Here is a 15,219-nt window from a genome sequence, read left to right as displayed (position 1 = left end):
GCGGTCGACGCAGTCCGCGATGTGCGGCGGGCTCGGTGGCAACCGCTCGTCCGGTCGGCGCGCGGGGAGTGGGGTGCTGACCCCGGACGGCTCGCCCGTCAGTCCCACAGCGGCACCTCCGTGCCGCGCCCTTCGGCGATCGCCCTGGCGGCCAGCGCGTGCGCGACCGTGATATCGGTGAGTACCAGCCCGCTGTTGTAGACGAAGATCTTCTCGTCCTCGGTGCGGCGGGCCACGGCGCCGCGGGTGAGTACCTGCGGCAGTTCGGCATCCACCGAACGCAGCGTCCCATCGGGTCCGACCATGTCGGTGCCCGTGAGTGCCATCTGCGCCGCACTGGTGGCGACAACCCGATCGGCCTCGACCAGCGTCGATGGCGCCAGTCCGTAGCCGACCAGTACCGCCACCGAACCCGGTGCCAGATGCGAGGATTCGAGTGCGACCTCGGTGCCCGGCCCGGCCGTGGCCAGCACCACATCGGCGGACGCGGCCGCCGCGTACGGGTCGTCGACCACGTCGAGCAGCGCGTGTGGCGCCGCGTCGGCCAGCTGCGAATGCACGGCGGCCAGCCCCTCGGGGTGCGTGCCGTACACCATCAGCTTGCGCAGCTGTGGATTCGCGGCGAGCAAGTGCGGCAACGCATTACGTCCCTGCGTGCCGGTGCCGACGAGGAGCACGCTCTCCGCCCCGCGTCGCACCGTCTCGCGCACCAACAGCGCCGACACGGCGGGCGTGCGTAACGCGCCGACCCGCGCGCAGTCCATCATCGCGATGGGGGCACCGGTGGTGTCGTCGTAGAGCGTGATGGTGGTGTAGTACCGCTTGGTGCTGCGATCGTGACCGGGATCGAATTTGTAGGAGGTCTTCATGGCCACCACGCGCCGCCGCCCATCGCGGCCGAGCATGGCGTAGGACACCGACGAGCCGCCGGGGTCGGCGACGCTCAGTTTGCGCGGATTGTCGGATTCGCCCGCCGCGAAGGCGAGATAGGCCTCCTCGACGGCGCGCACCACTTCGGCGGGGCTGATCGGCACGTCGGCCAGGTCGCTGCGGGAGAGTACCCGCAGCCCGATGGCGCGGTCACGGTTGTTCAACGGATCCTCGTTCATCTGCAATGCCCCGCTCTGCTGTCCGATCAGCGGCCGCCCGGAACGGAGCGACCACTTGTTGGCCATACCCATTCTCGGACGACTCCTGTGCGCGCCGAGCGCGTTCGGGCAGCCGGATATTGATGCGTTTGAGCCAGCGGTCGGTGCCGTCGTAGCGTGCGCGGAACGGAACGCGCCCGTGTACGGCGACATCGTTGTCAACCAGCAGGATCTCGCCGGGGGCCAGCGCGGGGGCGTGACTGACCCTGGCGAGCTCGGTGGTGAGCGTGGCGTAGGCGGCGCGGAACACCGCGTCCGCATCGTCGATCGGGGTGTAGGCGGGATCGTAACGTGCTGTGACAGCGCCGTTTTCGTCGAGCCACAGGGTGGGCAACGGTGCGAGCTGATCGAAACCGGTGCCGTAGGAGACGTCGGGCAGGATCGGCAGCGTGGGGGTGGTGAGGGTGCGCAGATCGTCGTCGGACAGGCGTACCTCGCGCACCGAGGAGACCGTGGTGGCGACCCGGTCGGGATTGCGCAGGCAGGTCAGCATGAGCAGGTTCGCGCGCTGAGCGTGGAAGGCGTCCTCGGTGTGCGGGCTGAGCAGGGTGGAACTGCTCGCACCCGACTGCTCGTCCTCGTGGCCCGCGGCGGGCACGATGTTGTTGACCAGTCTGCCGTTCTGCTGTCCTTGCCAGCCGAAAGGCTCGCCCACGCAACGCCCGAGCAGCAACATCGCGATATCCAGCTCGAGTGAGCCGCCGTCGGCGTGCTCGGCCGCGGCCTGCCAATGGGGCGGAGTCGGACCGAAATCGGCGTCATCGACGGGCAACCCGCGCACCACGGTCGCGCCGGCCGTGGTGGCGGGTGGTCGAACCGCGTGGCGCACGCTGTCGGGCAGTTCGCCGACCCGATCGGCGATCTGGGCGATCAGCGCGGGGTCGTGCAGGGTCGTGGTGTGTGGTGCGTCACCTAATCGGTGGCGGATCTCGGTCGCGAGCGATCGCAGCGCCGTCGCGGCGCCGGGATCGAGCTCGCGGTATTCGATGTCGTGCTGGTGAATCGTCAGACGTTCGGAGAGAACGCTTTTCACCGGTTTCCCTTCTTCGCATCGGTCGAAAGCGGGTGATCTTCAGGCTCGATGTGCGAAGGTAGTGCCTAGCATCTGATTAGGCAAGACTTACCTAACGTGTCGGCGAGGGAAATAGCCGATCCATATAACGTAGCTTTCTACCCGAGTTGCGGAAGTGAGCGCTGACCGGGGTGTCGCGGGTCGCTGCGGTTCGGTGACGGTCGATGTGAAGCTCCCCACTTCGGGTGGCTTTTAGGCTAGCCTCGCCTAGTTTGCGGCGTCGGGAAAGGCGTTCCGGCGCACGCGGTTCGAGGAGGCAACACGATGAGTTTCACTCGCAGGCAGCTCTTCCAATCCGGCGTCGGCGTCACGGCACTACTACTGGCGGCCGCGTGCACCAGTGATGATCGGTCCGCCACCGCGCAACGCGGTGGCACACTGCGCGTCGGGGCGCTCGGCACGCCCGCTCGCAGCGAACGCGACCCGCACGCCAACCTCAGCAACGACAGCGACTTCCTCATCGCCTCGCTCGTCTACGACGCGCTCACCGTTCCCGGCGCGGACCCGACCGTCGCCCCGCGCCTGGCCTCGCGCTGGGAGCCCAGCGACGACAACCGCCGCTGGACGTTCACCATCGCCGACGGTGCGACCTTCCATAACGGTGCGCCGGTGACCGCCGACGACGTGGTGTGGTCGATGCGGCGCCTGCGCTCGGTCGGTGGTGCCTCGAAGATGCCGGTGGCCGAGAACGACATCGTCGCCGACGGACCGAACCGCGTCGTATTCACCATGCCCGCACCCAATACCCAACTGCCACTGCTGCTTCGGCTGATGACGTTCACCGTGCCGAAGGACACCACCGACTTCACCGCCGCGGTCGGCACCGGCCCGTTCCGGCTCGAGTCCTATCAGGGCGGCAACGCCAGGCTGGTGCGCAACGAGCGCTGGCACGGCACCCCGCCGCTGCTCGACGCCATCGAGGTAACGATGTTCGACAGCGTCACCGCGCTGGGCAACGCGGCGCTGGGCGGGCAGATCGACCTCGCCTCCAACGTGGGCGCGATCGCCGGGCGCACCGCCGCGGGCCGCGGTGATCTGCAGGTCATCCGGCGTGCCAACGACACCATGCTCGGGGTGGCCATGCGTGCCGCCGACGGCCCGTTCGCCGATGCCAGGGTGCGCGCGGCGCTGCGCCTCGGCGTCGACCGAACCGCACTGGTCAACCAGGTGCACTCCGGCTACGGCACCGTCGCCGCCGACGTTCTCGGCACCGCCGACCCGCTCTACGACACCGCGCTGCGTCGTGACCGCGATATCGAGCGTGCGAAAACCCTCCTGCGCGAGGCCGGTTTCGACACCGGACGCAGCTACCCGTTCGTGACCAAGGCCGAAGTGCCCGGCGAGGTCGAATCGGCGAAGGTGATCGCCACCCAGCTCGCCGAGATCGGCGTCCGGCTCGACGTACAGGTGGTGGAATCGGCCGCGTTCTACGATCAGACCTGGCTCAACGCACCGCTGTACACGGTGTCGTGGGGAACCAACGACTCGGTGGTGTTCCTGGCCGACAAGCTGATGACCTCCGGCTCCAACCGCAACGAAACCGCCTTCCGCGACCCGGAATTCGACGCTGCCGACGCCAAGGCGCTGGCCGCGTCCGGCGACGAGTACACCCGTGCCGTGCGTGAACTGCAGCGCATCGAGTTCGAGCGCGGCGGTTATCTGGTGTGGGGCATGGCCGATGGTGTCGACATCGCGGCGGGGACGGTGCGTGACCTGCCGACGCTCGGCGGGTTCGCGCGCGTTCAGCTGGAACGCGCCTGGTTGGCGTGAACTCACTGAAAGCCGGTGTCGTGAAAACCTTTGCCCTGCCGATGTTCCGGCGGATCGCACTCCTGGTGACCTTGCTGGCCATCGTGTTCGTCGCGGTGGATCTGTTACCGGGCAACGCGGCACGTTCGGCGCTCGGCAGGGAGGCGGACCCGGCCGAGCTCGCGGCGAAAGAGCACGAACTCGGGCTGGATCGTGCGCTGCCGGTGCAGTTCCTCGACTGGATCTCCGGGGTGCTCACCGGGGATTTCGGGCAGACCGCGCGGGGGAATTCGATCGGCGCGCTGCTGGCCGACAAGTTCCCGCAGACCTTGCTGCTCGGCGGGATCGCCTTGCTGCTCACCATCGCGTTGTCGTTGGGGCTCGGCTGCTGGTGGGCGATGCGTCCGACCGTGCTCGGGTCGCGAATTCTGCAGCCCATCAGCACTATTGCGGTCGCTGTCCCGGAATTCGTCGGCGGCACCTTGTTGATCCTGGTGTTCTCCCTGGCCACGGGGTGGCTCCCGGCCGTGACCATTACCGGCCGTTCCGGTTTTCCCATCGGTCCCGAGATGCTGGTGCTGCCGGTGCTGGCGTTGGCGATTCCGCAGATCGGCTGGAACGCCCGCGTCGTGCGCTCGGCCCTGCTCGATGTAGCTGCCGCGCCGCATGTGGAAAGTGCTGTGCTGGATGGACTTCCGACGCGGACGATACTGCTGCGGCACATGCTGCCGTTCGCCGCGCCGACCATCGTCGCCGGATACGCGACCTCGGTCGGCATGCTCTTCGGCGGCGCTCTGGTGGTCGAGACGCTGTTCAACTACCCCGGTATCGGTGCCGTTCTCGCTGGGTCCGTCGCCGATCGGGACGCCACCATGGTCGCCGCGGTGGTCGCCCTGACCGCCATCGTCATCATGGTGTTGCTCGCCGTCGCCGACATCGTCCGGGCGTGGGCGTCGCGGAGCGCGCGATGACTGCGCCGACCTTCCGATGCGTAGCCGAAATGCGAGGAACCGAGTGGATGGTCGACTAGTGGCGCAGGATTCTCCCTCCGCAGATCAAGATCATCAGGCCTCGGTGCAGTTTTCCTCTCGGCCGATGCTTGCCGGAAGGCCTGGTGATCGCACGTCCAGCGGGGGTTCGGTGTGGTGGCGGTACTCGGTGGCGGGCGGTGTGGGGCTGGTTGTCCTGCTCGCGGTGGCAGGTCCGCTCTTCGCGCCCTATCCCGGCGAAAAGGCGGTGGGGATGCCGTTCGCGCAGCCAGGTGGGGGAGCGCTGCTCGGGACCGATCGGCTGGGCCGGGATGTGCTCAGCCATCTGCTCACCGGCGGCACCCATCTGCTGGCGGTGTCCGCGGTGATCGCGGTGGCGGTGACTGTGCTGTCGGCGGTCCTCGGCGCCGTCGCCGCCGTGCGCCCGCGCGCGGGCAAGGTCATCGAACTCTGCGGCGACCTGGTCATCCTGCTGCCCGCGGTCCTTGGCATCCTGCTGGTGCTCACCGCATGGCCCCAGGGTGGTGTCACCGCGCTGATCGCGGTATCCCTGCTCTTCGGAGTTCCCTACTGCGCCAGGATCTTCGCAGCCTCCGCCGCGTCCATCGCGGCCTCCGGCTACGTCGAAGCCGCCGTCGCCAGCGGAGAATCGGTGTCCCATCTCGTCTTCCGCGAGATCCTCCCCAACCTCCGCGCGGTCTTCACCACCCAACTCGGCCTGCGTTTCGTCGTCGCCATCTACCTCGTGAGCACCATCGCCTTTCTCGGCGTCCCGGCGCTGGGCCCCGACAACTGGGCGATCATGGTCCGCGACAACGCCTCCGGGCTTCTTCTGAACCCCTGGGCCGTCCTGGCGCCGAGCGCTGCCATCGCCATCGTGGCGGTCGGGGTGAACCTGGTGGTGACCAGTGGTCCCAGGAACCGGCAGGCCCCGAAGACCCCGTCGGACGTCTCCGCGGTCGGGGTTGCGAAGGCAGGAGTCGAGCTGGGCTCTGGGCGCGCACTCGGTGCCGAGAGCGCGGGAGTTGCGAGGCCGGTGGGTGCTGGGAGCGATGGGAATGCGGGAGTCGCGAGGGCTCCGCGCGGTACCGGGAGCGCGGGAGGTTCTGGGCGATCGGGGGGATGTGGGATTTCGGTGGTGGATTCGGGGGACGCGGCGGTGGTGGAGGGGCTGAGCGTTGTCGCCGATAGTGGGGCGGTGTTGGTGGCGCCGTTGTCGTTTCGGTTGAAAGCGGGGACAGTCACCGCGCTCACCGGGGCGTCGGGCGCGGGGAAGTCGACGGCGATGCGTGCGCTGCTCGGGCATCTGCCTGCCGGTGCTCGTGGGGAGGGCGCGGTGCTGGTTGCGGGATACGACGTGTTCGCGCTCGACGCCGGTGCCCTGCGCAAATTTCGGCGCGAGCACATCGCCTATGTCGGCCAGGATCCCGGCTCCGAACTCAACCCACTACTTCGCGTCCGAGCGGTCCTGGCGGACGCGGCCCCCGGCAGCTCCGACGCCGACCACCTGGCCGTCCTCGAACGAGTAGGCCTCGACCCCACCCACCTCCGCCGCCGCTGTGCCCGCCTCTCCGGCGGCCAGCAACGCCGAGTAGCCCTGGCCCGAGCCATCCTCCGCCGCCCCCGAATCCTCGTCCTCGACGAACCACTGGCAGGCCTGCACGGCACCCTCCGCACCGAAATAGCCCAGCTGATATCGGCCCTCGCCACCGAGAACTCCACCACCGTCCTGCTCTCGGGCCACGACACCGAGGCGATCAACGCCATCGCCGACACCCTGATCGAGCTCCGCCCACCCGGCGCGCAGTGGGTGAATGGCACTGCTGGCGTGGCTGAGTCAGGGGATGACCCCCATCCGCCGGTGAATATCGGTGCCGGTGTGGCTGATTCAGCGGGCGACCCCGGTCCGTCAGCCGAGACTCCAGCGGACCGCAATGAGCATCGGCTGCTGAACCCCGACTCCGCCGGTACGGCATCTCCGAACCCCGACTCCGCCGGTTCGGCATCTCCGGCCAGCGATCCGACCGGTGGCGGTGAGGTGATAGCCGTGCACGCCAAGGGGATCAACGCTGACGCGGGCGGCCACCCGGTGCTGGAGAACATCGGTTTCAGCCTGTCCGCGGGTGCCGCTCTCGCTGTCGTGGGGCCTTCCGGGGCGGGAAAGACCACGCTCGCGCGGGTGATCGCCGGCTTGCATACCGGTGCCGCCGGTTCGCTGGAAGTGCTCGGCAGGCCGGTGCCGCTGGGCCGACGACCGCGAATCAAGCCGGATCCCAAGGGAATTCAACTGGTCACCCAGAATCCGCGGGCGGCTTTGAATCCGCGCCGCACCGTCGAACAGGCACTGGCCCGCCCGCTGCGTCGCATCGCGCGAGTGCCCACGCGCGAAATCCCCACGCGCATCACCGCCCTACTCGCCGCCGTCGACCTGCCCGCCGACCTCGCCGCCCGCCGCCCCCACCAACTCTCCGGCGGCCAACGCCAACGAGTAGCCCTGGCCCGCGCCCTCGCCGCCGACCCCGCCGTCCTCATCTGCGACGAAATCACGACAGCCCTCGACACCACCACGGCGGCCGCCATCATGTCCCTGCTCGACCGCGTCCGCGCCGACCGAGGCACCGCGGTAGTCCTGATCAGCCACGACATGACCCTGGTCCGCGGCCACTGCACCGACCTCCTCGTCCTGGACCAGGGCCGAATAGTCGAAACAGGCAACCCAGCAACAGTTCTCACAACCCCAACCCACCGAGCCACCGCCGCCCTACTCGGCTGACACCGCCGATCCCGCCCTGCCGAAGTACAGCGATTCCCCGTACTCGGCTGACACCGCAGACCCTGCGTCACCGCGCAGGAGTCCAGCGGTTCTACGAACGAGGCCGACACCGCCGACCCCGACCCACCCGCCGGACTACAGCGCTTCCACCTACTCACTGACACCGCCGACCCCGACCCACAGCACCGGATACAGCGATTCCACCTGATCTCGTACGTACATGGGTAACTCACCGGGGACGAGCAAACCCGACCACGTTCCTGGGTCTGGCCGCCGACGTAGCTGAACTACCACCTGAGTCCGGCCCAAAATCGCGGGGAGGCGGACTAGCGGACCTGTGAAGTCACTGTGAGATGTGCGGGGAAGGCGGTTGGATCGGGATGATTGAGAGATGTCAGTGCAGAAGGTCGGCGTGGCCGCCGCGGTTGCGATCAGTGCGCTTTTAGCCGGGTGTAGTTCGCTCGCGTCGATCCCCGACGACATGCCGCCCGGGCCAGGAGTCGCGTTGCCCGTGATCGACGTCGACGCACCCGGCCGCGCGTCCGAGCAGTTGCGCGGCTGGGCCGACGAGCAGTCGGGAGCGATCGGCATCGAACCGGTCGCGCTCGAGGCCTATGGATACGCTGCTGCCGTGCTGGCGAAGTCGAAGCCCGAATGCGGGATCGCCTGGACCACCCTCGCCGGCATCGCCAGCGTGGAGAGCGGGCACGGCACCCACCGCGGTGCGGGCGTCGACGCCGACGGGACGGTGCGTCCGTCGATCATCGGCGTCGCCCTCGACGGCACCAAGGGCAACGCCGACATCCGCGACACCGACGGTGGCAGCCTCGACGGCGACACCACCTACGACCGCGCCGTCGGCCCGCTGCAGTTCATCCCCGAGACCTGGAAGCGCTGGGGCGTCGACGCCAACGGCGACGGCGTGGTCGACCCGCAGAACATCGACGACGCCGCGCTCACCGCCGCCCGCTACCTCTGCACCCGCGGCGGCGATCTGACCTCGGCCGACGGCTGGCAGCGTGCCCTGTTCGCCTATAACCAGTCGAACAAATACATGCATGTGGTGCGCGATCGCGCCGCGATATACAGCATCGGCCGCCGCGTGTAGTTACCCACGCACCCGGAGTGCCGGTTACTCCACACTCCGCCGAGACGATAGGCTCGGCAGCGCACGGCCCTTCCCGTGATACCTACCGTGCCTTCCGTCGTAAGGAGCAGTTTTCGTGGCCATTATCGAACAGGTCGGAGCTCGCGAGATTCTGGATTCGCGCGGCAATCCCACCGTCGAGGTCGAGATCGCCCTCGACGACGGCACCCTGACCAGGGCAGACGTACCTTCGGGTGCGTCCACCGGCGAGCACGAGGCCGTCGAGCTGCGTGACGGCGGCGACCGCTACGGCGGCAAGGGTGTGACCAAGGCTGTCGAGGGCGTCCTCGACGAGATCGCGCCCGCCATCATCGGCCTCGACGCCGTGGAGCAGCGCACCGTCGACCAGGTCCTGCTCGACCTGGACGGCACCCCCGACAAGTCCCGCCTCGGCGCGAACGCCTTGCTGGGTGTGTCGCTGGCCGTGGCCCGCGGTGCCGCCGAGTCCTCGGGTCTCGAGCTGTTCCGCTACCTGGGTGGCCCGAACGCCCATGTGCTGCCGGTGCCGATGATGAACATCCTCAACGGTGGCGCGCACGCCGACACCGGCGTGGACGTGCAGGAGTTCATGGTCGCCCCGATCGGCGCGCCCACCTTCCGCGAGGCGCTGCGCTGGGGCACCGAGGTGTACCACTCGCTCAAGGCCGTGCTCAAGGAGAAGGGCCTGTCCACCGGTCTCGGTGATGAGGGTGGCTTCGCCCCCGACGTCGCGGGCACTGTGGAAGCGCTCGACCTGATCAGCGTCGCCATCGAGCGCGCGGGCTACAAGCTCGGCACCGATGTGGCGCTGGCGCTCGACGTGGCCGCCACCGAGTTCCACACCGAGGGCGAGGGCTACAAGTTCGAGGGCAAGGTCCGCACCGCCGCCGAGATGGGCGAGTTCTACGCCGACCTGCTCACCCGGTACCCGCTGGTCTCCATCGAGGATCCGCTGTCGGAAGACGACTGGGACGGCTGGGTGGCACTGACCGACCTGATCGGTGACAAGGTGCAGCTGGTCGGCGACGACCTGTTCGTCACCAACCCCGAGCGCCTCGAAGAGGGCATCGCCAAGGGCGCGGCCAACGCGCTGCTGGTGAAGGTCAACCAGATCGGCACGCTGACCGAGACCCTCGACGCTGTCGAGCTGGCGCACCGCAACGGTTACAAGACCATGATGTCGCACCGTTCGGGCGAGACCGAGGACACCACCATCGCCGACCTCGCGGTCGCCGTCGGTTCGGGCCAGATCAAGACCGGTGCTCCCGCGCGTTCCGAGCGGGTCGCCAAGTACAACCAGCTGCTGCGCATCGAGGACGCCCTCGGTGATTCGGCACGCTACGCGGGTGACGTGGCCTTCCCGCGTTTCACCGGCGAATTCTGAAAGTAGTACAGGGGCGGTAGCGAATGACCGAGCGACGTGCGCGTGGAACCAGTCCGGGTGGACGAGGTGACAAGCGCACGTCGCGGGCCGCTCGCTCCCGCCCCAGTCTCGACACGCCGGGCCGCCCCACCGCGGCCAAGCGCCCGACCCGGCGTCACCCGCAACCCGCTGGTGCCACCCGCAAGTCCAGCGGCAAGCTGGAACGCGGCGAACACACCATCCTCGGTCTCTCGACCGGTAAAGCGGTGATCCTGGCGGCGGTGTTGTGTGGCCTCGCGCTGACATTGGCCGTGCCGACGCGCACGTACTTCAGTCAGCGCGCCGAGGCCGTCGCACTGGCCAAGGAGCGGGTGGAGCTCGAAGCCGACCTGGCCGGCCTGCGTGATCGTCGTGCGCGACAACAGGATCCGGCCTACATCCGTTCCGAAGCGCGCGACCGCCTTCGTCTGGTGATGCCCGGCGAAACCCCCTACATCGTGCAGATTCCCGGCATCGAAGCACCAGCGCCGCCGCCGATGAGCACCCGAACAGCGGCGCCCGACCCCTGGTACACCGACCTGTGGCGCAGCATCTCCGAACCAGCCCCGGAAGGACCACGGTGACGACACCGAACGAGCAGGATCTCGAGATCATCGCGAAGCAGTTGGGCCGCGAGCCTCGCGGTGTGCTCGCCGTCGCCTACCGCACCCCCGACGGCCTGCCCGCCGTGGTGAAGACCGCGCCGCGCCTGCCCGACGGGACCCCGTTCCCCACGCTGTACTACCTGACCGACCCGCGGCTCACCGCCGAGGCGAGCAGGCAGGAATCAGCCGGGGTGATGCGTGAGATGACCGAACGCCTCGCCACCGACCCCGAACTGGCTGCCGCCTACCGTCGCGCGCACGAGAGCTACCTGGCCGAACGCAACGAAATCGAGTCTCTCGGAACCGATTTCACCGGTGGTGGGATGCCCGACCGGGTGAAATGCCTGCATGTGCTGATCGCGCACTCGCTCGCCAAGGGGCCCGGCCTGAACCCCTTCGGTGACGAGGCCGTCGCGCTGGCCGCCGCTGCCGGATTCCGTGGGACCGCGATCCCGGCCGACTGGCCCGCCGCACCTGGCGAACAGGCATAATCGCGGGAGTGCCCCGGCGCACGAGACCTGGAGGAACGCCATGAGTGAGCGCATCGCCGCAGTCGACTGCGGTACCAACTCGATCCGCCTGCTGATCGCCGAGGTGGGTGCCGACGGTGGCCTCACCGACGTGCACCGGGAGATGCGCATCGTGCGGCTCGGTCAGGGTGTGGACGCCACCGGCCGCCTCGCGCCCGAAGCCATCGAACGCACACGCCTGGCACTGGCCGATTATGTCGATGTCATGGTGACGCAGGGTGTTTCACGCGTCCGCATGGTCGCCACCTCCGCCACTCGCGACGCTGCCAATCGCGACGACTTCTTCTCGATGACCCGCACCGAACTCGGCCGGGCGGTGCCGGGCGCTGTCGCCGAGGTGATCACCGGTGACGAAGAAGCGCGGCTGTCCTTCGCGGGTGCTGTCGGCGAATTGTCCGCCGACGCGGGACCTTTCGTCGTGGTCGATCTCGGCGGCGGTTCCACCGAGCTGGTCGTGGGCGACGAGAACGGCGTCCAGGCAGCCTATTCCGCCGACATCGGCTGCGTCCGGATCACCGAACGTTGCCTCGCGGGCAACCCGCCGACCCCCGACCAGGTCACCGCCGCAAGGGAATTCGCCCAGCAGAAGCTCGACGAAGCCTTCGCCAAGGTCCCCGTCGACAAGGTGCACACCTGGGTCGGCGTGGCAGGCACGATGACCACGATCACCGCCGTGGCCCTCGACCTCCCCGAATACGACTCCGCGCGAGTGCATCTCACCCGCCTGAGCCTCGCCGAGGTACACCAGGTCTGCGACCGCCTGATCGGCATGAACCACGACGAACGCGCCGCCCTCGGCCCGATGCACCCCGGCCGTGTCGACGTGATCGGCGGGGGTGCGGTCATCACCGAGGTTCTCGCCGACGAACTGTCCGAGCGCGCAGGAGTTTCCGAACTGATCGTCAGCGAACACGACATCCTCGACGGCATCGCCATGTCGATCATCAACGGAGCCTGACTATTATCGAAGCCTGATGCGAAGGGGTCGATATGAGCGCCGACGACTTGCCATCGAGCCCGGATCCCGTCAGATCCGGCCCGTTCTGGGACGCGGTGCACGGTCACGCACCCATGCCACGTGCGGCCTCGACCCTCGGCTTCGAATTCGTCAGCTACGACGACGCCACCGCGACCATTGAGGTTGCCTTCGCCGCAACCGAGGCCTTCACCAATCCCGCGGGAAATATCCTCGGCGCCTTCCTGGCCGCCATGCTCTACGACACAGTCGGCACCGCCCTCCTCGCAGGGCTCGACCACGACCATTTCCAGTCGACTCTCGAAATGAAACCAGCTTCCTGCAACCGGTGAAACCAGGCCGCATCCTCGGTGTCGGCCACATCCGGCACCGCACCAACGACCTCGCCTACTTAGAAGGCACCCTCACCAGCGCAGCGGGCGAAACCATCGCCACAGCAACCGCCACCGCGAAGGTCATCCCGATTGGTGAGACACCACACGCGGTGTAACCGGTCGTCCCGGCAGCAGATTTCAAGCCGAACCAGACTCCGCCGTTCCCGCTTCGTCGCCGATGTACTCGGCCCCAGGGTAAGTTCGCGCCAATCGACCGTCTGTGGTGACAAGTGGCATCTCGAACTGCTCAGCGAGTTCTACGTAGAGTGCGTCGGCAAGCCTGATCGCCGCTCGGCGGTTCCAAGCACCCACTGTCAGGTTAACGACGTGGTGGCGCGTCAGGGGAGCCCGAGCAAGGCGACCGAGTGCAGTCTCCACCTCGGAGACTGTCACCAGATCGGCCCGGCTCAGGCGGCCGAGGGCGGACAGTACCTCTACGTCGAAATGTGCGGGCACGTGGAGTACAGCTGCCGAAATCCGTTTGCTGACTGCATCCGTCCGGTCGTTGCGAACGAGCAGGTCAACCATCGCACTGGCATCGAGGACGATCTGCTCGGCCTCGCTCACTGGTCGAACTCGTCTCGGGCTGCGTCGATCGCCGCCAGCACCTGGTCGTGCGGAATCTCGGGCCGATCGACGAGATCAGCCAACCACGCTGACGTCGCGTTCTCTTCGAGTGCGGCCACAATCGCCGCCTGAGTCAATGCCGAAACATTGACCCCGGCTGCCCTGGCGCGTTCGGCCAGATCGTCGGGCACGTACACATTGAGTCTCGCCATAATTCAGAGTATACACACGTATGTGTGTATAACTGCTGTGCTGCGCTATCCGCCGGTGCGCTCACGGTGTTTGCATCCAGGCCAGCAGCACGGGCGTCGCTGTCCTTCTTCCAGCTCTTCCTGGGTGCGTCGAATGCGGCGCTCGCGGGTCGCCGCCTGTTTAGCGTCCTCGACCCAGCAGATGAACTCGTTGCGGGCCAGCGGCGTGATGTCGTGCCAGGCCGCGAGCGCCACAGAATTGGCGAGCAGTGCCTCGCGCAAGTCTGTGGGCAACTCGTGCACCACGCCACCGGCCACGCGTTGACCACTCATGAGTCCACGCGTGGTTCCGGCATCGCGCACGCCATCCCATCGGCCATCCCGGTCGGCCGCACCCCCAGACCCTGGTTGAGGCGGGCGCGCTGGTTCTCCCACGCGATGCCGGCGGCCAACTCGGTGAGCTGCGCCTTCGAGAGGTGGGTGAGCAGGGTTTCGCGCAGCTCGTCGATGTCGACCGCCGGGGTTACCGTCATCGCCTCGGCGAACGCGATCACCAACTTCTCCAGCTCGGTATAGGCGTCGCTGGTCCGGTACCGGGGCAGATCGGTGAGCTGCTGCTCGGTCAGCCCGGCGGTGTGCGCCAGCGCCGACGCGATATCGAGACAGAACTGACAAGCCACCAACCCTGCCGTCTTGAGCTCGGCCAGCTCTTTGAGCCGAGGATCGAGCTTGTTGCTGAACAACAACGCCGTCTCATAGGTCACGGTCGCCGCCGCGATCTGCGGCCGTCGCCCGAGCCACCCGACCAGATCCCCACGATTTCGCCGGGCCTGCCCGATGACCTTGGCGTATCCCCGAACTCGCTTGACCACCCGCATCGATAACACCTCTTCGTGTCGCCGGTTTCCGCTATCGATGAACCTACGCCGACCGGCCACCGAACCCCAGGGTGATCCGTCTCGCATTCCTGTTGTGAAGCATGAGCATATGCCCGCGACTTGGGTCAGCGGAGGCGGCGACCGCCACCCTTGTCTGTCACGCCGGGATGGCCTGTTGCAGCTTTGGTGATCCAGATGGTGCGGGTTTCATCATCGATGGCGTACCAAATCCGACCCCCGCCGGTGACCTCGTATTTTGACCCCACTCACTCCGACGCCTTGGGTCGGCCGATCTCCCCATGGTCTGTGCGCTCGAAAGGTCCGCTGAGATCGCGGACGAGCGCGGGATCGGTGTAGATCTGCGCGGTGTGCTTCCATGCGATCAAATTTCGCTGAAATGGCAGGTAGAAGCCTGTATCGGCGCCAGCGACAAGGTGGTCGAGCAACTCGCGTACGGCTTCTGCGCGATGCTCTGAAGGTAGCCAGGTGAGCCAGGGGAGTTCTTCTGCGAGCACTTCCTCGGCCATCTGGCGGTTGGCCTTCGCTACCAGGGTGAGGGACCGCGCGGCGATTCGTAGCGCTCCGTCCATCGCCTGGTAGCGCTCGTCGCGCATCAGCACAACATTCTCAGCATCGCGCCGTTCGAGCATGACATCGGACTCGGCCAACAGAGGGAAGACCGACGTCTGCTTACGGATGAGCTCGCTGAACGGTAAAGACTTCATACCCCCAGGCTACACATAGTGCTGAACTAATTCAGCACATGTGGAACTGGTGGAGGCTTGCATTTCGCCCACCAATCGCGAGACATATGAACCAATATATCTTATCTTGGAGGC

At 67.5% G+C, this 15,219-nt stretch carries 17 protein-coding genes; 10 read left to right on the top strand and 7 right to left on the bottom strand.

Annotated features, from left to right (window positions below; all coding sequences use genetic code 11):
- Window positions 1-98: 98 nt before the first annotated feature.
- Together ACFWO8_RS02440 and ACFWO8_RS02435 are read right to left on the bottom strand one after the other, a co-directional pair.
- A complete protein-coding gene (locus ACFWO8_RS02440; protein WP_378940712.1) occupies window positions 99-1,109 on the bottom strand; it encodes an ornithine cyclodeaminase family protein in 1,011 nt (336 codons plus the stop codon).
- Window positions 1,081-2,181 (bottom strand): TauD/TfdA family dioxygenase, encoded by a 1,101-nt coding sequence (locus tag ACFWO8_RS02435; protein WP_378940711.1) that lies wholly within the window; start codon window positions 2,179-2,181, stop codon window positions 1,081-1,083. Before ACFWO8_RS02435 ends, ACFWO8_RS02440 begins: the two co-directional genes overlap by 29 nt.
- Window positions 2,182-2,484: 303 nt before the next feature.
- Between ACFWO8_RS02435 and ACFWO8_RS02430 the strand changes: the two genes are divergently transcribed.
- From ACFWO8_RS02430 to ACFWO8_RS02385, 10 genes are all read left to right on the top strand, one after another.
- Complete coding sequence (locus ACFWO8_RS02430; RefSeq protein ID WP_378940710.1) at window positions 2,485-3,990, top strand: ABC transporter substrate-binding protein; 1,506 nt, start codon at window positions 2,485-2,487, stop codon at window positions 3,988-3,990.
- Window positions 3,987-4,940, top strand: coding sequence for an ABC transporter permease (locus ACFWO8_RS02425; protein WP_378940709.1), 954 nt, complete (start codon window positions 3,987-3,989; stop codon window positions 4,938-4,940). The genes ACFWO8_RS02430 and ACFWO8_RS02425 overlap by 4 nt, the downstream gene beginning before the upstream one ends.
- Before the next feature lie 124 nt (window positions 4,941-5,064).
- Entirely contained in the window at window positions 5,065-7,731 is a 2,667-nt protein-coding gene (locus tag ACFWO8_RS02420; protein WP_378940708.1) for an ATP-binding cassette domain-containing protein, read from the top strand.
- 391 nt (window positions 7,732-8,122) lie between these two features.
- Window positions 8,123-8,839 carry a lytic transglycosylase domain-containing protein gene (locus ACFWO8_RS02415; protein ID WP_378940707.1) on the top strand — a complete coding sequence of 239 codons (717 nt, stop codon included), beginning with the start codon at window positions 8,123-8,125 and terminating at the stop codon, window positions 8,837-8,839.
- Window positions 8,840-8,954: 115 nt separating this feature from the next.
- A complete protein-coding gene (eno, locus tag ACFWO8_RS02410; RefSeq protein WP_378940706.1) occupies window positions 8,955-10,241 on the top strand; it encodes a phosphopyruvate hydratase in 1,287 nt (428 codons plus the stop codon).
- A gap of 23 nt (window positions 10,242-10,264) precedes the next feature.
- Entirely contained in the window at window positions 10,265-10,843 is a 579-nt protein-coding gene (locus tag ACFWO8_RS02405; RefSeq protein WP_378940705.1) for a septum formation initiator family protein, read from the top strand.
- Window positions 10,840-11,355 carry a DUF501 domain-containing protein gene (locus ACFWO8_RS02400; RefSeq protein WP_378940704.1) on the top strand — a complete coding sequence of 172 codons (516 nt, stop codon included), beginning with the start codon at window positions 10,840-10,842 and terminating at the stop codon, window positions 11,353-11,355. The genes ACFWO8_RS02405 and ACFWO8_RS02400 overlap by 4 nt, the downstream gene beginning before the upstream one ends.
- A gap of 40 nt (window positions 11,356-11,395) precedes the next feature.
- Window positions 11,396-12,352, top strand: a complete 957-nt coding sequence (locus ACFWO8_RS02395; protein WP_378940703.1) for an exopolyphosphatase — start codon at window positions 11,396-11,398, stop codon at window positions 12,350-12,352.
- 32 nt (window positions 12,353-12,384) lie between these two features.
- On the top strand, window positions 12,385-12,702 hold the full coding sequence (locus ACFWO8_RS02390) for a PaaI family thioesterase (RefSeq protein WP_378940702.1): 318 nt from the start codon (window positions 12,385-12,387) through the stop codon (window positions 12,700-12,702).
- A complete protein-coding gene (locus ACFWO8_RS02385; protein ID WP_378940701.1) occupies window positions 12,699-12,860 on the top strand; it encodes a hypothetical protein in 162 nt (53 codons plus the stop codon). The genes ACFWO8_RS02390 and ACFWO8_RS02385 overlap by 4 nt, the downstream gene beginning before the upstream one ends.
- Window positions 12,861-12,882: 22 nt before the next feature.
- On the opposite strand, the gene ACFWO8_RS02380 is transcribed toward ACFWO8_RS02385, so the two are convergent.
- The 5 genes from ACFWO8_RS02380 to ACFWO8_RS02360 form a co-directional block, all read right to left on the bottom strand.
- Entirely contained in the window at window positions 12,883-13,311 is a 429-nt protein-coding gene (locus tag ACFWO8_RS02380) for a type II toxin-antitoxin system VapC family toxin (protein ID WP_378940700.1), read from the bottom strand.
- A complete protein-coding gene (locus ACFWO8_RS02375; protein ID WP_378940699.1) occupies window positions 13,308-13,523 on the bottom strand; it encodes a type II toxin-antitoxin system CcdA family antitoxin in 216 nt (71 codons plus the stop codon). Before ACFWO8_RS02375 ends, ACFWO8_RS02380 begins: the two co-directional genes overlap by 4 nt.
- Before the next feature lie 45 nt (window positions 13,524-13,568).
- Complete coding sequence (locus tag ACFWO8_RS02370; RefSeq protein WP_378940698.1) at window positions 13,569-13,835, bottom strand: YdeI/OmpD-associated family protein; 267 nt, start codon at window positions 13,833-13,835, stop codon at window positions 13,569-13,571.
- The gene (locus ACFWO8_RS02365; RefSeq protein WP_378940697.1) at window positions 13,832-14,380 is read right to left on the bottom strand and encodes a carboxymuconolactone decarboxylase family protein; all 549 of its coding nucleotides are present in this window, start codon (window positions 14,378-14,380) and stop codon (window positions 13,832-13,834) included. Before ACFWO8_RS02365 ends, ACFWO8_RS02370 begins: the two co-directional genes overlap by 4 nt.
- A gap of 266 nt (window positions 14,381-14,646) precedes the next feature.
- Window positions 14,647-15,105 (bottom strand): hypothetical protein, encoded by a 459-nt coding sequence (locus ACFWO8_RS02360; RefSeq protein ID WP_378940696.1) that lies wholly within the window; start codon window positions 15,103-15,105, stop codon window positions 14,647-14,649.
- Between the last annotated feature and the right edge of the window lie 114 nt (window positions 15,106-15,219).

It is taken from the genome of Nocardia sp. NPDC058480, assembly GCF_042720495.1.
In the GTDB taxonomy this organism is placed as follows: domain Bacteria; phylum Actinomycetota; class Actinomycetes; order Mycobacteriales; family Mycobacteriaceae; genus Nocardia.
This window is presented reverse-complemented; position numbering and strand designations above follow the sequence as displayed.

Bases quoted from the DNA above. Each gene is read 5' to 3' on its own strand.
- ACFWO8_RS02440 (WP_378940712.1), bottom strand. From the start codon at position 1,109: ATGAACGAGGATCCGTTGAACAACCGTGACCGCGCCATCGGGCTGCGG.
- ACFWO8_RS02430 (WP_378940710.1), top strand. From the start codon at position 2,485: ATGAGTTTCACTCGCAGGCAGCTCTTCCAATCCGGCGTCGGCGTCACG.
- ACFWO8_RS02420 (WP_378940708.1), top strand. From the start codon at position 5,065: ATGCTTGCCGGAAGGCCTGGTGATCGCACGTCCAGCGGGGGTTCGGTG.
- ACFWO8_RS02415 (WP_378940707.1), top strand. From the start codon at position 8,123: ATGTCAGTGCAGAAGGTCGGCGTGGCCGCCGCGGTTGCGATCAGTGCG.
- ACFWO8_RS02405 (WP_378940705.1), top strand. From the start codon at position 10,265: ATGACCGAGCGACGTGCGCGTGGAACCAGTCCGGGTGGACGAGGTGAC.
- ACFWO8_RS02395 (WP_378940703.1), top strand. From the start codon at position 11,396: ATGAGTGAGCGCATCGCCGCAGTCGACTGCGGTACCAACTCGATCCGC.
- ACFWO8_RS02390 (WP_378940702.1), top strand. From the start codon at position 12,385: ATGAGCGCCGACGACTTGCCATCGAGCCCGGATCCCGTCAGATCCGGC.
- ACFWO8_RS02375 (WP_378940699.1), bottom strand. From the start codon at position 13,523: ATGGCGAGACTCAATGTGTACGTGCCCGACGATCTGGCCGAACGCGCC.
- ACFWO8_RS02370 (WP_378940698.1), bottom strand. From the start codon at position 13,835: ATGAGTGGTCAACGCGTGGCCGGTGGCGTGGTGCACGAGTTGCCCACA.
- ACFWO8_RS02365 (WP_378940697.1), bottom strand. From the start codon at position 14,380: ATGCGGGTGGTCAAGCGAGTTCGGGGATACGCCAAGGTCATCGGGCAG.
- ACFWO8_RS02360 (WP_378940696.1), bottom strand. From the start codon at position 15,105: ATGAAGTCTTTACCGTTCAGCGAGCTCATCCGTAAGCAGACGTCGGTC.